This is a genomic window from Gordonia sp. NB41Y (genome assembly GCF_030718915.1).
Taxonomy (GTDB): domain Bacteria; phylum Actinomycetota; class Actinomycetes; order Mycobacteriales; family Mycobacteriaceae; genus Gordonia; species Gordonia desulfuricans.
Genome location: NZ_CP132196.1, coordinates 5,240,898 through 5,257,511 on the forward strand (window position 1 = coordinate 5,240,898; position 16,614 = coordinate 5,257,511).

A 16,614-nucleotide genomic window follows, 5' to 3' on the forward strand; every position below is an offset into this window, starting at 1 on the left:
CATGCGCGGATTCCTCACCTTCGTGGTGCTCGCGCTGGGGTGGGTGTTACTCGCGGTGTCGGTGGTGGCGGTGTGGCTGCACTACCACTCCTCCCGCGGGACCGTCGCCCTGTATGCGACCGCCGCGGTGCCCTACGCGCTGGTCGCGGCCGCAGTCGCGCTGATCGTGTTCGCCGTGACCCGACGCTGGGTCGCACTGTCGCTGACCGTGGTCGCCGCCGCGGCGCTGTGCTTCACGCAGGGTCCGATGTGGGTGGCCCAGAGCGCGCCGGCGGGGGAGCGGTTCACCGTCGCCTCCGCCAATCTGATGGTCGGCAACGGCGACGTCGACGCGGTCGCCGACGCCGTCGGCGGTGCCGATCTCGTGTCGCTCCAGGAGGTCACCCCCGCGGCCGCCGACCGTATCCGGGCCTCGGCACTGGCCACCCGACTCCCGCACGAGTATCTGATCGCCGGGAACGGTGCGACCGGAACCATGCTGCGCAGCCGGCAGCCGCTCACCGACACCTCCCGTATCCCCAACATGGCACTGGCGAATCTCTCGGCCACCACCGCGCTGCCCGGCGCACCGGAGACGCGGGTGCTCGCGGTGCATCCGGGCGCGCCGCTGCAGGGCTATGCCAACGTGTGGAACACCGACATGCAGATCCTGGCCGAGTACCTGGCCGCGCTGCCCGAAGGACCGGCGATCGTCGCCGGCGACTTCAACGCCACCTGGGACCACACCCGGTTCCGGGCGTTGCTGACCGACGGATTCGCCGACGCGGGCGTGCAGTCCGGATCGGCCTGGGTGCCCACCTACCCGACCGACCGGTGGGGCGGCTATCCGTTGGTCGCCATCGACCACGTGGTGATACGGGGATTCGTCGCGACCGGGGTCCGGACCTTCACGATCCCGGGGTCGGATCATCGCGGTGTGCTGGCGGATCTGGTGGCCGGCTGACGAGCACCGCGCTCCGATGTCCACTGCGCTCGGGACCCACTTACGGCGCGTACAGCGGCCCGCGCAGGGGCCGGTCCCTATGAACACCATCACTCAGGGTCGCCAAACCTTCCCCCGGATCGGACGAAGTGGTATCACTGGGACGCCATGACTTCTCTTTCCGATCCCTCGACCACGGTCTCTGCACGACTACGTGAGGCCACCGCGGTCGCGCACGAACAGGCCGAACACTCGCCATTCATCGGCGATCTCCTGTCGGGTCGGCTCGATGTCGCGGCGTATGCCCGACTGACCGGGCAGCTGTACTTCGTCTACCGGGCGCTCGAGGAGGTCGGTGACGAGCTGGCCGGAGACCCGGTGGTCGACGCGGTCCACGACGAGATCCTGCGCCGTGTCCCGCGGCTGCGTGCCGACCTCGCGGCCCTGGGCGTCGACGCCGACGCGGTGACCCCGCTGCCCGCGGTCTCCCGGTATGTCGACGCCATCGAGGCCACCCGCGACGACCCGGCGCGCTACGTCGCCCACCACTACACCCGCTACCTCGGGGACCTCAGCGGTGGTCAGGTGGTCGCGCACAAGATGCGGCAGAACTACGGCGTGGGCGATGAGGCGCTGAGCTTCTACGACTTCGACATCGACAAGCTCAAGCGATACAAGGACGCCTACCGCGACAGCCTCGACGCGCTGCCGATCGACGACGCCGCGGTCGAGCGTCTCCTGGCCGAGGCCGTCGACGCCTTCGGCCACAACCAGGCACTGTTCGGCGATCTCTCCGGCGCCTGAGCGACCGAGCGCAAGCAACCGGTCCGGGTCCCGCCGGCGGCCCGTTATCTGGCCGCAGCGGTGATCAATCCGGCGAGCCCGTCCAGGATCACCTGCAACCCGAAATCCAGCTGCTCACGGTAGAAGTCGTCGTCGGGGCCGGCACCCATCGCCGACACCGCGGCACTGAGCGCGGGGTAGTGCTCGGCGTCGATCAGGCCCGCCACCACGGCGTCGTAGTCGATGTGGGGTCCGCTCGCGGGATCTGCTGCCGCCCCGCTCGCGTCGTCGGCGAGGTGGCCGTCGGCCCGCCGCGGCAGTTCACCCATCTGTAGTGCCTGCCGGGTGTGCTGGCGGACGAATCCGTCCACGAGCAGCAGGGCGCTCATCTTCTGTTGCCCACTCAGTGCGGTGTCGGTGAAGGCCCGCACGCCCGCCTCGGTCCACGAGAGCGTGTTGGGTCCCACCGGTGGCCGGGTCATCGGGATCTCGCTGAGCCAGGGGCGTTTCCGCAGCCGCGTGGCGTAGGCGGCCGCCCAGTCGGTGATCTGCGCACGCCAGTCGCCGGTGCGCATCAGGTCGTCGGGGGCGCGGCCGTGCGCCTCGTCGACGAGCAGGTCGATGATGTCGTCCTTGCTGTCGACGTAGCGGTACAGCGACATCGCGGTCAGCCCGACGCGGTCGGCGATCGCCTTCATCGACACCGCCTCCCAGCCCTCGGCATCGGCCACCTCCACCGCGGCGCCGGCGATGTCGTGGATGGTCAGCGTGGGTTTGGGTCCGCGCCGCGGGGTGTCGTCGGTGCGTGGTCATGACCGCTCGATCCCCCTGGATGGCCCTTCCGGTGCTCTGTCTGCCGATGCTGATCGTCTCGATGGACGTCTCGGTGTTGTTCTTCGCGGTTCCCTACATCGCAGCAGACCTCGAACCGTCACCGGCACAACAACTCTGGATCTTCGACATCTACGGATTCGTCCTCGCCGGACTCCTGCTGACGATGGGTTCGCTCGCCGACCGGATCGGTCACCGCCGGTTGCTGATGTGGGGTGCGGCAGGATTCGGCGCGGCATCGTTGCTCGCGGCGCTGTCGACGTCGGCAGAGATGCTCATCCTCTCGCGGGCCGTCCTCGCGATCGCCGGCGCCACACTGATGCCCTCGACCCTCGCCCTGATCCGGCATGTCTTCGACGACGACGCCGATCGGGCCAAGGCGGTCGCGGCCTGGAATGCCGTCCTCGCCGGCGGGGTGGCGCTCGGCCCGATCATCTCCGGGCTCCTCCTCGAGCACTTCTGGTGGGGATCGGTCTTCCTGATCAACATCCCGGTGATGCTCGCGCTGCTGGTGGTCGCCCCGATCCTGCTCCCGGGCGACACCGCCGACCCGGCGCGTCGGGTGGATGTGCTCAGCGCCGTCCTCGCCCTCGGTGCGGTGCTGCCGACGGTCTATGCGATCAAGGAGTTCGCCGCGGACGGATGGTCCTGGGGGGCATCGGCGGCGTTGCTCGCCGGGATCGTCGTGGGTGTGGTGTTCGTCTGGCGTCAACGTCGCCTCGCCGACCCGCTGGTCGACCTGGGCTTGTTGGGTGACCGCCGGTTCTCGGTGTCGGTGTGGACCAACCTGATCTGCATGTTCGCCCTGCTGGGCAACTCGATCCTGGTCACCCAGTATCTGCAGTCGGTGCTCGGTCTCGATCCGCTGGTCGCCGCGTTGTGGAGCGTGTTGCCGTCGGTGGCGGTGGCCCTCGCAGCACCGGCGGCGGCGATCGTGGCCGGCCGATGGGGGCGCCCGGCGGTGATGGCCGCAGGTCTGGTGTTCGGCGCGGCGGGATATGCGGTACTGGCCGGGCTCACCGGACAGCACTCGCTGGTGGTGGTCCTGGTCGCGTCCGGGATGCTGGCCGCCGGGATCGTCGCGACGACGTCGGTGGTCGCCGATCACGTCATCGGGGTGGCGCCGAGGGACCGGGTCGGGGCCACGTCAGGGCTGCTGGAGACCTCCAGCGAACTCGGCGGGGCGTTGGGGATCGCCGTGCTCGGCAGCGTGGTCAACGTCGTCTACCGGACGGCCTTCCCGGCAGGTCTGGGCCCGGTCGAGGCAGGACGCAGCCTGGCCGGAGCGGTCGGCTCGGTGGGTTCGGGTTCGGCGGGTTCGATGCCCGGCGCCGAGGCCGCCGACGTCCTCGATGCCGCCCGGCATGCCTTCGTCACCGGGATGACGGCGGCGGCGTGGACCGGTGCGGCGGTCCTGATGTCGACGGCGATCCTGGTGATCTGGGCGACGTATACCGCACCCGGGCGGGAGAACCGGGATCGCGCAGAAAATGATCAGCTGATCCAGAACTCGGAAAAGGTGTCGGATACTGCCCGGAATATGCCCGAGATCGATTCTCGGGCCGATTCCTGAGTATCAGAGAACCTCGACCTTGGAGCCGGACTGCAAGATCATCTCGTTGCGATTGTCCGAGCTGTGCACGAACTCGACGAGGCGCTGATCGGCGCCGTGCGGCACCTGCTTACGGACCACACCGTGGAATCCGTCGAGGCTGATCCGGTCGCCGGGGGCAAGGTCTTCGACAAAGAGCATACGAGGGGACATGAAAAGGACAATACGTGCTGACCTGTGAGTAGGTGAGGGGACAAGGTCCCGCGTGGCGCCTTTCACAATCTCTTAACAGTACTCGGAGCCCAATTTGCCCCCCATTTCGCGAATCGAATCCGGCGGAGCGCAAGAAGTGGCAGACCGAACGAAAAAGATCGGCCCACCGGAAATCCGGTGGGCCGATCCTGGTCGATCACGGCGACTCGGTGCGCCGCGGATCGTCAGCAGTCGTAGTAGAGCGAGAACTCGTACGGGTGCGGACGGATCTGGACCGGCTCGATCTCGTTCTCACGCTTCAGCGCGATCCAGGTCTCGATCAGGTCCTCGGTGAACACGCCACCGGCGGTCAGGTAGTCGTGGTCCTCCTCGAGGCGGTCGATGACCGCGGCCAGCGAGGTGGGGGCCTGCGGGATGTTCTTGGCCTCCTCCGGCGGGAGCTCGTAGAGGTCCTTGTCGACCGGCTCGTGCGGCTCGATCTTGTTCTTGATGCCGTCCAGGCCGGCCATCATCATCGCCGCGAACGCCAGGTACGGGTTGCCCGAGCTGTCCGGGCAACGGAACTCGAGGCGCTTGGCCTTCGGGTTGTTGCCGGTGATCGGGATACGCACACAGGCCGACCGGTTGCGCTGGCTGTAGACCAGGTTGATCGGGGCCTCGTAACCGGGGACCAGACGCTTGTAGGAGTTGATGGTCGGGTTGGTGAACGCCAGCAGCGACGGTGCGTGGTGCAGGATGCCGCCGATGTAGTATCGCGCCAGGTCCGACAGGCCCGCGTAGCCGGCCTCGTCGTGGAACAGCGGCTTGCCGTCCTTCCACAGCGACTGGTGGGCGTGCATACCCGAGCCGTTGTCACCGAAGAGCGGCTTCGGCATGAAGGTGACGGTCTTGCCGTTCTGGTACGCGGTGTTCTTGATGATGTACTTGAACAGCAGCACATCGTCGGCCGCGTGCAGCAGCGTGTTGAACTTGTAGTTGATCTCGGCCTGGCCGCCGGTGCCCACCTCGTGGTGTCCACGCTCGAGGATGAAGCCCGCGTTGGTCAGGTTGGTCGACATCTCGTCGCGCAGGTCGACGTAGTGGTCGTACGGCGCGACCGGGAAGTAGCCACCCTTCGGGCGGACCTTGTAGCCCAGGTTGGGGCTGCCGTCCGGATCGGTCGGGGAGCCGGTGTTCCACCAGCCCGACTCCGACTCGATCTCGTAGAAGGTGCCGTTCATCTGCGAGTCGAAGGACACCGAGTCGAAGATGTAGAACTCGGCCTCGGCACCGAAGAAGCAGGTGTCGGCGATGCCGGTCGAGGCCAGGTAGTCCTCGGCCTTGCGGGCGACGTTACGCGGGTCGCGGCTGTAGGCCTCGCGGGTGAAGGGGTCGTGGACGAAGAAGCTGATGTTCATCGTCTTGGCCTTGCGGAAGGGATCGATCCGCGCGGTCGCCGGGTCGGGCAGCAGCATCATGTCCGACTCGTCGATCGACTGGAAGCCGCGCACCGACGAACCGTCGAACGCCAGGCCTTCCTCGAACACCGACTCGTCGAATGCCGACGCCGGGATCGAGAAGTGCTGCATGACGCCGGGCAGGTCGCAGAAGCGGATGTCGACGTACTCGACACCCTCCTTCTTGATTCCTTCGAGTAGTTCCTCTTTGCTGCTGTACACCGTCCGGTGACTCCTTTAACTGTTATCGGGGCCCGGCCTCGCACACCCGGGTGTATGAGGCCTGACTCTCCTGGCCCGCCGCGCAATCCCCAGCGGATCTCAGTCTGAACCGTATGGACGTGACGTTGCCCGCGCGTCAAGGCAGTGTTTCCCCTGTGTTACACAGCTCCAGATCTTCGTCACTCTCGGGATGCTGCCCGCCTCGGTGCGTCGACGCCGTCACCGCATGCCACTATTCCGCATCCGCCTCCACAGCGCGGCAGAAGTGCCGGGACCGGCGACGTCAGGGGCGCATCCGGACCCGGCCGGCCCCCGTTCGGCGGACCCTTACCATGGAGTGCATGAGTTTGGTGACGGACACGAGCGGGTACGGCCCGGGACGGCGGTACCGATGGGAAAGGTGACCGGTTCCTGGCTGTCGGGTCCACAATCCGGACACAACCCCGATATCGAATACCGGGGCGCAGACCTGGGTCTCCCGGAGATCGGGCCCGGTTCGCTCGCGGGCGGGTGGACGCGCACCGTCGCCCTGCTCGTCGACTGGCTGATCGGCGGCGGCATCTCGATGATCTTCGTCGGCTTCGGCTCACCCAACATGGGTCTGGCCGTACTCGCCGCCTGGTTCGTCATCGGCGTGTTCACCGTCAGCCTGTTCGGCTTCACCCCCGGCCAGTTCGTGGTGGGGCTGCGCGTGGCCCGGGTCGACCACGGCCCCGAGCGGATGGCCGCCGAGGTCGCCGGTGACGTACCCGTCGCGGCGGTGGGCATCATCCGGGCCTTCATGCGGCAGCTGCTGATCGTCTTCCTGGTGCCCGCGCTGATGAACGACTACAACGGGCGCGCCCTGCACGATCGCGCCACCCAGACCGCGATCATCCGTACCCGCTGAGCCCGCTCCCGTCCGGACGGGGGAGCGGGGACGGATGAACCCGCGCCCCGGTCAAGGGGGCAGCAGCGGGCGAGCAGCCGACGCGTCGGACCGCCATTCTGACCGCCCCCGGCGGGCCCGCGACACATCACACAACAGCCACATATACGAACCGGGCCCGTCTTCGTGGAGAAGACGGGCCCGGTCGGTATGTGTGGAACAGATCAGCTCTTGCGGCGTGCGGTGCGCTGCATGCTGCGCATCTTGGCGCCGGCCGGCATCGGGCCCTTGGGCATGCCCGGGCCCGGCTGACGGCCGCCGAGCGCCGACAGGCGGCCCTCGAGGGTCTCCATCCGCTTGCGGTCGACGTTCGACGGCAGCTTGTTGAGGTGGCGTTCGAGCTTCGACAGCGGCACCTGACCGTCGGCGTCGCCGACGATGATCTCGTAGATCGGGGTGTCGCCGACGACGCGGGCCGCCTTCTTCTTCTCCTGCGACAGCAGCGTCTTGACCCGGGCGGGTGAACCCTCGCCGACCAGGATGATGCCGGGCTTGCCGATCACGCGGTGCACGGCGTCGAGGTGGGCGTTACCGCTGACCGCCTGCTGTACCCGCCACTGGCCGCGCATGTTGGTCAACGCCCAGCCGGCCGCACCGGGCTGGCCCTCGGCCTTGGCGTAGACGTTCTTCTGCACGCGGCGGCCGAACAGGATGAACGCCGCCAGGACGCCGAGGACCACACCGATCGGGATGAACAGCCAGATCGACCCGATGAACACACCGAGCAGCACGAACACGGCCACGATCAGCACGAAGATGCCGACCATGTACGGAATCAGACGTTTGTCTTCTTTCCGCTGCATCTGGAACGCCTGCCAGAGTTGCTGGCGACGTTCCTTGGAAGCCTTCTTGCGGGCCTGTTTCGCGGCCTGCTTGGCCTCTTTGCTCGCCTGCGCCTTTGCCATGGTTCCTAGAATACGTGCGGCGCCCGGCCTGCCCGAAATCGTGGGCAGACCGGGCGCCGAAGTCGGTGGCCCGCTGGGAGCCGGCCCCTGGTCGGGGACACCCCGCTCGATGCGGGTCGGGGTCAGCGCGCCAGGCGGGCGAGCAGGCTCGACGCCTCCTGGCTGGCCGAGCCCTCGTCGGCGAGGTGGGCCAGTGCCGGGGCGATCTCACGGCCGTGATGGGCCATCGCCTGGGCGTAGAGACGGCCGGCACGGTAGGACGAGCGGACCAGCGGTCCGGCCATCACCCCGGCGAAACCGATCTCCTGGGCGAACTCGGAGTGTTCGACGAACTCCTCGGGCTTGACCCAACGCTCCACCGGATGGTGCCGCGGCGACGGACGCAGGTACTGGGTGATGGTGAGGATGTCGCACCCGGCCTCGTGCAGGTCGACGATCGACGACTGCACCTCCTCCGGCGTCTCGCCCATGCCGAGGATCAGGTTCGACTTGGTGACCAGACCGAAGTCACGGGCCTGGGTCAGCACGTCGAGGGACCGCTCGTACCGGAACGCCGGCCGGATGCGCTTGAAGATGCGCGGCACGGTCTCCAGGTTGTGCGCGAGCACCTCCGGCCGGGCGTCGAACACCTCGGCCAGCAGGTCGGGCTTGGCGTGGAAGTCCGGGATGAGATTCTCCACACCGGTACCGGGGTTGAGCCGGTGGATGGCGCGGACGGTCTCGGCGTAGAGCCAGGCGCCCTCGTCGGGCAGGTCGTCGCGGGCCACGCCGGTGATCGTCGAGTACCGCAGACCCATCGCCTGCACGCTCTCGGCGACACGACGGGGTTCGTCGCGGTCGAGTTCGGTGGGCTTACCGGTGTCGATCTGGCAGAAGTCGCAGCGTCGGGTGCACTGCTCGCCACCGATCAGGAAGGTGGCCTCGCGGTCTTCCCAGCACTCGTAGATGTTGGGGCAGCCGGCCTCCTCGCACACCGTGTGCAGGCCCTCGCGCTTCACCAGGCCCTTGAGTTCGGTGTACTCGGGGCCCATCGTGGCGCGGGTCTTGATCCAGTTGGGCTTGCGTTCGATCGGTGTCTGCGCGTTGCGCACCTCCAGACGGAGCAGTTTGCGTCCGTCGGGGGCGGTGGTGGGGGTATCGGTGGTGCGGGTTTCGGGTGACACGGTCACTGCTCCGATGCTACGCCCGGAACGGTGGAGGTCCCGGGCTGGTCGAATGCGGTCTGATGGTCCGGTGCGGCGGGCTGGTCCGTACCGGTGGGCTGGTCCGTTCCGGTGGGCTGGTCCGTTCCGGTGGGGTGGTCGAGGGCGGCGGCGACGGCGGCGGCCACCTCGTCGAGGACGTCGTCGATGTTCAGCTCGACACCGGCCTCACGGCTCAGCGAGGTCACCCCGGCGTCGGCGATCCCGCAGGGCACGATCGCCTCGAACGCCGACATGTCGGGGTTCACGTTGAGGGCGAATCCGTGCAGGGTGACCCCACGGGCCACGCGGATTCCGATCTGTCCGAGCTTGCGTTCGGCCTGCCCGGACGGATGGACGGTGCCGGGCTCGTCGACGACCCACACCCCGGAGCGACCCTCGACGCGGGTCGTGGTGACACCGTGTGCGGCACATACCGCGATCAGCGCGCCCTCGATCCGCCGGACGTACTCGACCACGTCCAGGGGTTCGGCGAGCGCCACGATCGGATAGCCGACGAGCTGCCCGGGGCCGTGCCAGGTGATCCGGCCGCCGCGGTCGACGTCGATCACCTCGGCGCCGTTGGTGGGGCGGTCGGCGTCCTCGGTGCGCTTGCCCGCGGTGTAGACCGACGGGTGCTCGAGCAGCAGCAGCACGTCGTGGTCGAGGGTGCCGTCGGCGCGCTCACCGGCCAGCCGGTGCTGCAGGTCATAGGTGTCGCGATAGTCGACCACGCCCAGACGCCGGTTCTCGATCGGTTCCGCCGACCGACGCAGCGACGACGCCGCGATCGCGGTGTGATCGGTGACGGTGTCAGCGGGCATTGGCGTACTCCAATGCCTCGGCGATGGTGGGGTGGGTGAAGGTGAAGCCGTTGTCGGTGAGCACACCGGGTGCAACGCGTTGGGAGAACAAAACCATTTCCTCGATCATGTCGCCGCCGACCGCGCGGGCCGCGAACCGCGGCACACCGAGCAGGGTCGGGCGGTGCAGCGACCGGCCGAGCGCGTCGACGAACGTGGCGAAGTGGATCGCGGCCGGGGTGCACAGGTTCACCGGGCCGGCGATCGTGGAGTCGAGCAGGAACTCGATCGCGCGGACCTCGTCGACCAGCGAGATCCACGAGAAGTACTGGCGGCCGTTGCCGATCGACCCGCCGAGTCCGAGCCGGAACAGTGGCCGCAGCCGGCCGAGCAGGCCGCCGTGCGGGGCGATCACCGGGGCGGTGCGCAACAGCACCACCCGGGTGTCGGGGCCGGCGTCGTCGGTGGCGGCGGCCTCCCAGTCGCAGGTGAGGTCGGCCAGGAATCCGGCACCGGGACCGTCGGTCTCGGTGGCCACGCGGGGACCGGTGTCGCCGTAGAAGCCGGTGGCGCTGGCGCTGATCAGGGTGGGGACCCCGGCGTCGCGGACGGCCTCGGCGAGCACCGTGGTCGGGGTGATCCGGGAGTCGCGCAGTTCCTGCTTGAACCGCCCGGTCCAGCGCTGATCGCCCACCCCGACGCCACCCAGGGAGACCACGGCGTCGACGCCGTCGAGCGCGTGGTCGGGCACCCCGAAGGTCTCCGGATCCCAGCTGTACTCGCCGGGTCCGGAGACCTCACGCCGCACCAGGCGGCGAACGGAGTGTCCCGTGGATTCCAACGCGGTCACCAGGGCCGAACCGATCAGCCCCGATGAACCGGCGATGGCTACCTGCATCGTGTCCTACAGGCCGAGCTCGGCGGCGAATGCACCCGCCTCGAGGCGCTTCTTGACGGTGGTCAGGAAGCGGCCCGCGTCGGCACCGTCGATCAGGCGGTGATCGTAGGTGAGCGGCAGGTACGACATCGACCGCACGGCGATCGACTCGTCACCCTCCTCGTCGGTGATGACGACCGGACGCTTGACGATCGCGCCGGTGCCCAGCATGGCGGCCTGCGGCGGCACCAGGATCGGGGTGTCGAACAGGGCGCCCTGGCTGCCGATGTTGGTGATGGTGAAGGTGCCGCCGGCCAGCTCGTCGGGCTTGAGGCCGTTGCTGCGGGCACGCGCGGCGATGTCGGCGATGGCGCGGGCGAGCCCGGCGATCGACAGATCGTCGGCGTTGTGGATCACCGGCGAGAGCAGGCCCTGCTCGGTGTCCACGGCGATGCCCAGATGCACCTTCTCGTAGTAGGTGATCTCCTTGCGGTCCTCGTCGATCGAGGCGTTGACGTTCGGGTGCGCCTTGAGTGCCTCGACGACGGCCTTGGCGATGAACGGCAGGAAGGTCAGGTTGACGCCCTCGGCCGCCCGGAACGACTCCTTGGCCGCCTTGCGCAGGTGGACGATCTTGGTCATGTCGACCTCGAACACCTGGGTGAGCTGCGCCGACGTCTGCAGCGACTCGCGGGTCTTCTTCGCGGTGATCTGACGGATCCGGTTGATCTTCTGGGTGGTCCCGACCAGTGCGGCGAGCTCGGGCTTGACCTCGGAGGCCGTCGACGCGGCGGCAGCCGGGGTGGCCGCAGCAGCAGCGGGAGCGGCCGGAGCGGCGGCCGGGGCCTTCTTGGCCTCGGCGGCGGCGAGCACGTCCTGCTTACGGATACGGCCGCCGACACCGGTGCCCTTCAGGCTCGCGAGATCGATGTCGTTCTCGGCGGCCAGCTTGCGCACCAGCGGGGTGACGTATGGGGTGGACTGCAGGTCGGTGGGCTCGGCTGCGGGGGTGGATGCCGCCGGTGCCGGTGCTGCGGGGGCGGCCGGAGCCGGGGTGGGCTCGGGTGCCGGGGCAGCCGCGACGGGCTCGGGTGCCGGGGTGGGCTCGGGGGTGGGAGCCGGTGCGGCGGGGGCCGGGGCGGAGACCGCGGAGGCGTCACCGATGACGGCCAGACGGCCGCCGACCTCGACGACGTCGTCCTCCTGGGCGACGATCTCGATCAGGGTGCCGGCGATCGGGGACGGGATCTCGGTGTCGACCTTGTCGGTGGAGACCTCGACCAGCGGCTCGTCCTCGGCGACGGTGTCGCCGACGGCCTTGAGCCAGGTGGTGACGGTGCCCTCGGTGACCGACTCGCCGAGTTCGGGCATCAGGACATCGGTACCGGCGCCGGCCGGTGCTGCGGCTGGTGCCTCTGCAGCGGGCGCGGCTGCGGCCGGGGCCTCTGAGGCGGGCTCTGCGGCTGCGGGTTCTGCGGCGGGGGCGGGGGTCTCGGCGGGCGCCTCACCGGCGTCGCCGATCACACCGAGCTCGCCACCGATCTCGACGACGTCGTCTTCCTGGGCGACGATCTTCACGAGGACGCCGGCCGCGGGGGACGGGATCTCGGTGTCGACCTTGTCGGTGGACACCTCGAGCAGGGGCTCGTCGACCTCTACGGTGTCGCCCTCCTCCTTCAGCCACCGTGTGACTGTCCCTTCGGTGACGCTTTCACCTAGGGCGGGCATCTGGACGGAGAAGGCCATTGCTGTTAGCTCCTGAACTCGACGTGTGGGTCTTCGACGTGCGGGTGGGACGTGCGGGTGGACGGTGTGTGCGCCGTGGGTCCCGGGGCGTGCGACGGGTTGGCCGCGTACCCACGGCAAAACCTTACCCGTAGCCGCCCCGGGCGACGTGTCGTGTGTGGGAAAAGCGTCGGCGGTCAGCCGTTGGCGGCGATGTCCTCGAGGACGCGGGCGATGGTGCGGACCGGTACGCCCGTACCACCCTTGGGGGTGTAACCCCACGGACCGCCCGAATTGAACGCCGGACCGGCGATGTCGACATGGGCCCACTCGACGCCCTCGGCGACGAACTCCTTGAGGAACAGCCCGGCCGAGAGCATGCCGCCCCAGCGGTGATTGGTGACGTTGGCGAGATCGGCCACCCGCGACTTGAGGTCCGAGCGAAGCTCGGCCGGCAGCGGCATCGGCCAGGCGTTCTCGCCGACCTCCGCCGACAGCGCCGCCACCCGGTCGCGGAACTCGTCGGTGCCCATCACCCCGGGGGTGCGGGTGCCCAGTGCCACCATCTGCGCACCGGTCAGGGTGGCGGTGTCGATCAGGTAGTCCGGCTCGTCCTCGCAGGCCCGCACGATCGCGTCGGCGAGTACCAGGCGGCCCTCGGCGTCGGTGTTGAGCACCTCGACGGTGGTGCCGCCGTACTGGGTGAGCACGTCACCGGGACGCTGCGCGGTCCCCGACGGCATGTTCTCGGCCATCGGGACGGTCGCGGTCACGGTGACCTCGAGCTCCAGGCGCGAGGCCAGGATGGTGGAGGCGATCACCGCGGCCGCACCACCCATGTCGGAGGTCATCTGGTCCATGTTGGCGGCGGGCTTGATGGAGATGCCGCCGGTGTCGAAGGTGATGCCCTTGCCGACGAGGGCGACCTTCTTGGCCGACTTCTTGCCCGCATGGGTCAGGCGCACCAGCCGAGGCGGCCGCGAGCTGCCCTTGCCGACGCCGACGATGCCGCCGTAGCCCTCCTTCTCCAGCGACGCGAAGTCGAGGATCTCCACCTTCAGGCCGGCCTTGGCGCCCAGTGCCCGGGCACGCTCGGCGAACTCCTCCGGGTAGAGGTGGCTCGGCGGGGTGTTGACGAAGTCGCGGGCGATCGCCACGGCGTCGGCCACGGCCACCGCATGGGCGAGGTCTGCCTTGACGGCTTTGCCCGTGTCGTCGGTGAGCAGGTGGATCGTGGTGGGCGGCAACTTCTTCGGCTCGGACTTGGCCGAGCGGAACTCGTCGAACCGGTAGGCGCCGAGGAACAGTCCCTCGACCGCCGGGGCGAGTGCGGCCGCCGCCAGGGTGGTGGCGACGGTGCTGAACCCGTCGAGTTCACGAGCCACCACGCCGGCCGCCTGACGCACCTTCTCGTCGTCGTCGACGGCGGCCTCGTCACCGAGACCCACGGCCACCACCACCGACACCCCGAGGGACTCCGGTGCGGCGATCCGGGTGACCTCGCCGTGCGATCCGCCGGCCCCGACCGCCACCAGCGCCCCGCTGATCGCGGCGGCCTGTGCGTCGTCGAGGACGTCGGCGGCCAGCAGCAGGGTGGGTGCGTCGTCGGAATCCGGCGCCGCGGCGATGAGCCCGACGACGAGGGCCTCGTCGGCGGAATCGAGTGAGGTGGACAGGGTGATCTGGGGTCCGCGCGTGCGATCGGCGCTCTCGTTCTTGCTCACCTGGGCCATCTTATGGCCGCGGCGCCGGGTGGTGGGTGAGTGTGGTCTGGCGGTGCGCGGACACCGCCGGTCGGTGTGCGCGGAATCCGGGGATTCCGGTGTCGGGGTGCGCCGGGGGTGCGGGGCCCCGACACGGGCACTCGCCTCGCCCGCGGCGCCGGTGGGCGGAGAGGTAGGTTGGGGCCCATGAGTGAGCTTCTCGCCGGCCCCATCGCCGATCGTCATGCCGCCCTCGGAGCGAGTTTCGCCGCCTTCGGCGGATGGGACATGCCCGTCTCCTACGCCGGAACCGTCGCCGAGCACACCGCGGTGCGCGAGGCGGTCGGCATCTTCGACGTCAGCCACCTCGGCAAGGCGCTGGTCGCCGGTGCGGGCGCGGCGGAGTTCATCAACGCCACCCTCACCGCCGATCTCGCCAAGATCCGTCCCGGCAAGGCGCAGTACACGTTGTGCTGCAACGAGTCCGGCGGTGTCATCGACGACCTGATCACCTACCTGGTGGGCGACGACGAGGTGTTTCTGGTCCCCAACGCGGCCAACACCGCCACGGTGGTGGCGGCCTTGGCGGCGGTGGCCCCCGACGGCATCACGATCACCGATCAGCACCGTGAGTACGCGGTGTTCGCGGTGCAGGGCCCCAAGAGTGCGGACGTGCTCGCCGCCGTCGGCCTGCCCACCGACATGGAGTACATGGCCTTCGCCGACGCCGACCTCACCGCGGGGGACACCACGTTCCCGGTGCGGGTGTGCCGTACCGGCTACACCGGGGAGAAGGGCTTCGAGGTGCTGCCCCGCTGGGCCGACGCCGGACCGGTGTTCGACGCATTGCTCGAGCAGGTGCGGGCCTTCGGCGGGCAGCCGGCCGGTCTCGGCGCCCGCGACACCCTGCGCACCGAGATGGGCTACGCCCTGCACGGTCACGAACTGTCGACCGACATCACCCCCAACCAGGCCCGCAGCGGCTGGGCGGTGGGCTGGGACAAGCCCGCGTTCTTCGGCCGCGACGCCCTGCTGGCCGAGAAGCAGAGCGGCCCGGCGCGCCGGCTCTACGGACTGCGTGCCACCGGCCGTGGTGTGCCGCGCGCCGACTGCGAGGTCCGCACCGCCGACGGCGCGACCGTCGGCGTGTGCACCTCGGGCACCTTCTCGCCGACCCTCAAGCAGGGAATCGCGTTGGCGCTCATCGACACCGCGTCCGGGATCACGAAGGGCGCGGAGGTGGTCGTCGACGTCCGTGGACGCGCGCTGCCGTGTGAGGTGGTCCTGCCGCCGTTCGTCGAGTCGCACGTGTGACACCCCGGCGCTGATGCGACGTCGGAGAAGGGGCCGATCGGCCCGGCGGTAGGATCACCTCATGACCTTGCAGTTCACCCGCACCGAGCATCCCCATCCGGTGTCGGAATCGCAGCGTGCCGAGATCCTCGCCGCGCCCGGTTTCGGCAAGCATTTCACCGACAACATGGTGCTGGTGGACTACGACGTGGCGCGTGGATGGCACAACGCGCAGGTCACTCCCTACGGCCCGATCGCACTCGATCCGTCGGCGATGGTGCTGCACTACGGCCAGGAGGTCTTCGAGGGACTCAAGGCCTACCGTCAGGCCGACGGTTCGATCGCCGCGTTCCGCCCCGAGGCCAACGGCCTGCGGATGCAGCAGTCGGCCGCACGTCTGGCCATGCCGGCCCTGCCGGTCGAGGACTTCCTCAATTCCCTCAAGGCCCTGCTCGCCGCCGACAACGCGTGGGTGCCGGAGGCCGGCGGCGAGTCGTCGCTCTACCTGCGGCCGTTCATGTTCGCCTCGCAGGCCGGTCTCGGTGTCAACGCACCGTCATCGGAGTACCGCTACTCGGTGATCGCCTCGCCCGCCGGTGCCTACTTCTCCGGGGGCATCAAGCCGGTCAGCGTGTGGCTGTGCACCGAGTACGTGCGTGCGGTCCCCGGCGGCACCGGCTTCGCCAAGTGCGGCGGCAACTACGCCGCCTCCTTCCTCGCGCAGGCGCAGGCCACCGAGAAGGGCTGTGACCAGGTGGTCTGGCTCGATGCGCTCGAGCGTCGCTACATCGAGGAGATGGGCGGCATGAACCTGTTCTTCGTCTTCGGGTCGGGTGCCGACGCCCGCCTGGTGACCCCGGAACTCACCGGTTCGTTGCTGCCCGGCATCACCCGGGAGTCGCTGCTGATGCTGGCCACCGACGCCGGATTCGCGGTCGAGGAGCGCAAGATCAGCACCGAGGAGCTGCGCAAGGGCGTCGCCTCCGGCGACATCACCGAGGTCTTCGCCTGTGGCACCGCCGCGGTGATCACCCCGGTCGGTCACGTGAAGAGCGAGACCGAGGACTACACCATCGGTGACGGCACCCCCGGCGAGGTCACCCTCGCCCTGCGCGACACCCTCACCGGCATCCAGCGCGGCAAGTTCGCCGACACCCACGGCTGGATGACCGAGCTGTACCGGCCGTAGCCGCCGGCGAGCTCACCGCAGAACAGATTTCACCGCAGAACAGATTTCACC

At 69.2% G+C, this 16,614-nt stretch carries 15 protein-coding genes; 6 read left to right on the forward strand and 9 right to left on the reverse strand.

All coding sequences use genetic code 11. The annotated features are described in order from the left end of the window. The first annotated feature begins 1 nt into the window (after position 1). Both Q9K23_RS22920 and Q9K23_RS22925 read left to right on the forward strand, forming a co-directional pair. Complete coding sequence (locus tag Q9K23_RS22920; RefSeq protein ID WP_053777518.1) at positions 2–943, forward strand: endonuclease/exonuclease/phosphatase family protein; 942 nt, start codon at positions 2–4, stop codon at positions 941–943. A 147-nt stretch (positions 944–1,090) separates the two neighbouring features. Beyond that, positions 1,091–1,726 (forward strand): biliverdin-producing heme oxygenase, encoded by a 636-nt coding sequence (locus tag Q9K23_RS22925; RefSeq protein WP_020793225.1) that lies wholly within the window; start codon positions 1,091–1,093, stop codon positions 1,724–1,726. Positions 1,727–1,770: 44 nt separating this feature from the next. On the opposite strand, the gene Q9K23_RS22930 is transcribed toward Q9K23_RS22925, so the two are convergent. Then, positions 1,771–2,436 (reverse strand): TetR/AcrR family transcriptional regulator, encoded by a 666-nt coding sequence (locus Q9K23_RS22930; protein WP_261977960.1) that lies wholly within the window; start codon positions 2,434–2,436, stop codon positions 1,771–1,773. Positions 2,437–2,516: 80 nt separating this feature from the next. On the opposite strand from Q9K23_RS22930, the gene Q9K23_RS22935 reads away from it, so the two are divergent. Then, positions 2,517–4,109, forward strand: a complete 1,593-nt coding sequence (locus Q9K23_RS22935; protein ID WP_053777517.1) for an MFS transporter — start codon at positions 2,517–2,519, stop codon at positions 4,107–4,109. 3 nt (positions 4,110–4,112) lie between these two features. Here the strand turns inward: Q9K23_RS22935 and Q9K23_RS22940 are convergent, their stop codons facing one another. After that, positions 4,113–4,301 carry a hypothetical protein gene (locus tag Q9K23_RS22940; RefSeq protein ID WP_152972772.1) on the reverse strand — a complete coding sequence of 63 codons (189 nt, stop codon included), beginning with the start codon at positions 4,299–4,301 and terminating at the stop codon, positions 4,113–4,115. A gap of 224 nt (positions 4,302–4,525) precedes the next feature. Further along, positions 4,526–5,959 (reverse strand): type I glutamate--ammonia ligase, encoded by a 1,434-nt coding sequence (gene glnA, locus Q9K23_RS22945; protein WP_020793444.1) that lies wholly within the window; start codon positions 5,957–5,959, stop codon positions 4,526–4,528. 391 nt (positions 5,960–6,350) lie between these two features. Between glnA and Q9K23_RS22950 the strand changes: the two genes are divergently transcribed. Continuing rightward, positions 6,351–6,848 carry an RDD family protein gene (locus Q9K23_RS22950; RefSeq protein ID WP_053777516.1) on the forward strand — a complete coding sequence of 166 codons (498 nt, stop codon included), beginning with the start codon at positions 6,351–6,353 and terminating at the stop codon, positions 6,846–6,848. A gap of 203 nt (positions 6,849–7,051) precedes the next feature. Here the strand turns inward: Q9K23_RS22950 and Q9K23_RS22955 are convergent, their stop codons facing one another. The 6 genes from Q9K23_RS22955 to Q9K23_RS22980 all read right to left on the reverse strand — a co-directional run bounded on the left by Q9K23_RS22955 (position 7,052) and on the right by Q9K23_RS22980 (position 14,102). Further along, positions 7,052–7,792, reverse strand: coding sequence for a DUF4191 domain-containing protein (locus tag Q9K23_RS22955; protein ID WP_053777515.1), 741 nt, complete (start codon positions 7,790–7,792; stop codon positions 7,052–7,054). Positions 7,793–7,914: 122 nt separating this feature from the next. Beyond that, positions 7,915–8,961, reverse strand: a complete 1,047-nt coding sequence (gene lipA, locus Q9K23_RS22960; protein ID WP_261977959.1) for a lipoyl synthase — start codon at positions 8,959–8,961, stop codon at positions 7,915–7,917. Next, the gene (lipB, locus tag Q9K23_RS22965) at positions 8,958–9,797 is read right to left on the reverse strand and encodes a lipoyl(octanoyl) transferase LipB (RefSeq protein WP_305950295.1); all 840 of its coding nucleotides are present in this window, start codon (positions 9,795–9,797) and stop codon (positions 8,958–8,960) included. The genes lipA and lipB overlap by 4 nt, the downstream gene beginning before the upstream one ends. Further along, positions 9,787–10,674 (reverse strand): TIGR01777 family oxidoreductase, encoded by an 888-nt coding sequence (locus tag Q9K23_RS22970; protein WP_053777514.1) that lies wholly within the window; start codon positions 10,672–10,674, stop codon positions 9,787–9,789. The genes lipB and Q9K23_RS22970 overlap by 11 nt, the downstream gene beginning before the upstream one ends. Before the next feature lie 6 nt (positions 10,675–10,680). Further along, entirely contained in the window at positions 10,681–12,399 is a 1,719-nt protein-coding gene (sucB, locus tag Q9K23_RS22975; protein WP_305950296.1) for a 2-oxoglutarate dehydrogenase, E2 component, dihydrolipoamide succinyltransferase, read from the reverse strand. 176 nt (positions 12,400–12,575) lie between these two features. Continuing rightward, positions 12,576–14,102, reverse strand: a complete 1,527-nt coding sequence (locus Q9K23_RS22980; protein ID WP_053777409.1) for a leucyl aminopeptidase — start codon at positions 14,100–14,102, stop codon at positions 12,576–12,578. Between the two features lie 186 nt (positions 14,103–14,288). On the opposite strand from Q9K23_RS22980, the gene gcvT reads away from it, so the two are divergent. Together gcvT and Q9K23_RS22990 are read left to right on the forward strand one after the other, a co-directional pair. Continuing rightward, on the forward strand, positions 14,289–15,395 hold the full coding sequence (gene gcvT, locus Q9K23_RS22985) for a glycine cleavage system aminomethyltransferase GcvT (protein ID WP_053777389.1): 1,107 nt from the start codon (positions 14,289–14,291) through the stop codon (positions 15,393–15,395). Between the two features lie 61 nt (positions 15,396–15,456). Then, complete coding sequence (locus tag Q9K23_RS22990; RefSeq protein ID WP_020791195.1) at positions 15,457–16,563, forward strand: branched-chain amino acid aminotransferase; 1,107 nt, start codon at positions 15,457–15,459, stop codon at positions 16,561–16,563. Positions 16,564–16,614: the final 51 nt, after the last annotated feature.

What these genes read in the sequence shown, in the direction of transcription:
- Q9K23_RS22920 (WP_053777518.1), top strand. Translation starts at nt 2, where the DNA reads ATGCGCGGATTCCTCACCTTCGTGGTGCTCGCGCTGGGGTGGGTGTTA.
- Q9K23_RS22925 (WP_020793225.1), top strand. Translation starts at nt 1,091, where the DNA reads ATGACTTCTCTTTCCGATCCCTCGACCACGGTCTCTGCACGACTACGT.
- Q9K23_RS22935 (WP_053777517.1), top strand. Translation starts at nt 2,517, where the DNA reads ATGACCGCTCGATCCCCCTGGATGGCCCTTCCGGTGCTCTGTCTGCCG.
- Q9K23_RS22940 (WP_152972772.1), bottom strand. Translation starts at nt 4,301, where the DNA reads ATGTCCCCTCGTATGCTCTTTGTCGAAGACCTTGCCCCCGGCGACCGG.
- Q9K23_RS22950 (WP_053777516.1), top strand. Translation starts at nt 6,351, where the DNA reads ATGGGAAAGGTGACCGGTTCCTGGCTGTCGGGTCCACAATCCGGACAC.
- Q9K23_RS22955 (WP_053777515.1), bottom strand. Translation starts at nt 7,792, where the DNA reads ATGGCAAAGGCGCAGGCGAGCAAAGAGGCCAAGCAGGCCGCGAAACAG.
- lipB (WP_305950295.1), bottom strand. Translation starts at nt 9,797, where the DNA reads ATGCCCGCTGACACCGTCACCGATCACACCGCGATCGCGGCGTCGTCG.
- Q9K23_RS22970 (WP_053777514.1), bottom strand. Translation starts at nt 10,674, where the DNA reads ATGCAGGTAGCCATCGCCGGTTCATCGGGGCTGATCGGTTCGGCCCTG.
- sucB (WP_305950296.1), bottom strand. Translation starts at nt 12,399, where the DNA reads ATGGCCTTCTCCGTCCAGATGCCCGCCCTAGGTGAAAGCGTCACCGAA.
- gcvT (WP_053777389.1), top strand. Translation starts at nt 14,289, where the DNA reads ATGAGTGAGCTTCTCGCCGGCCCCATCGCCGATCGTCATGCCGCCCTC.
- Q9K23_RS22990 (WP_020791195.1), top strand. Translation starts at nt 15,457, where the DNA reads ATGACCTTGCAGTTCACCCGCACCGAGCATCCCCATCCGGTGTCGGAA.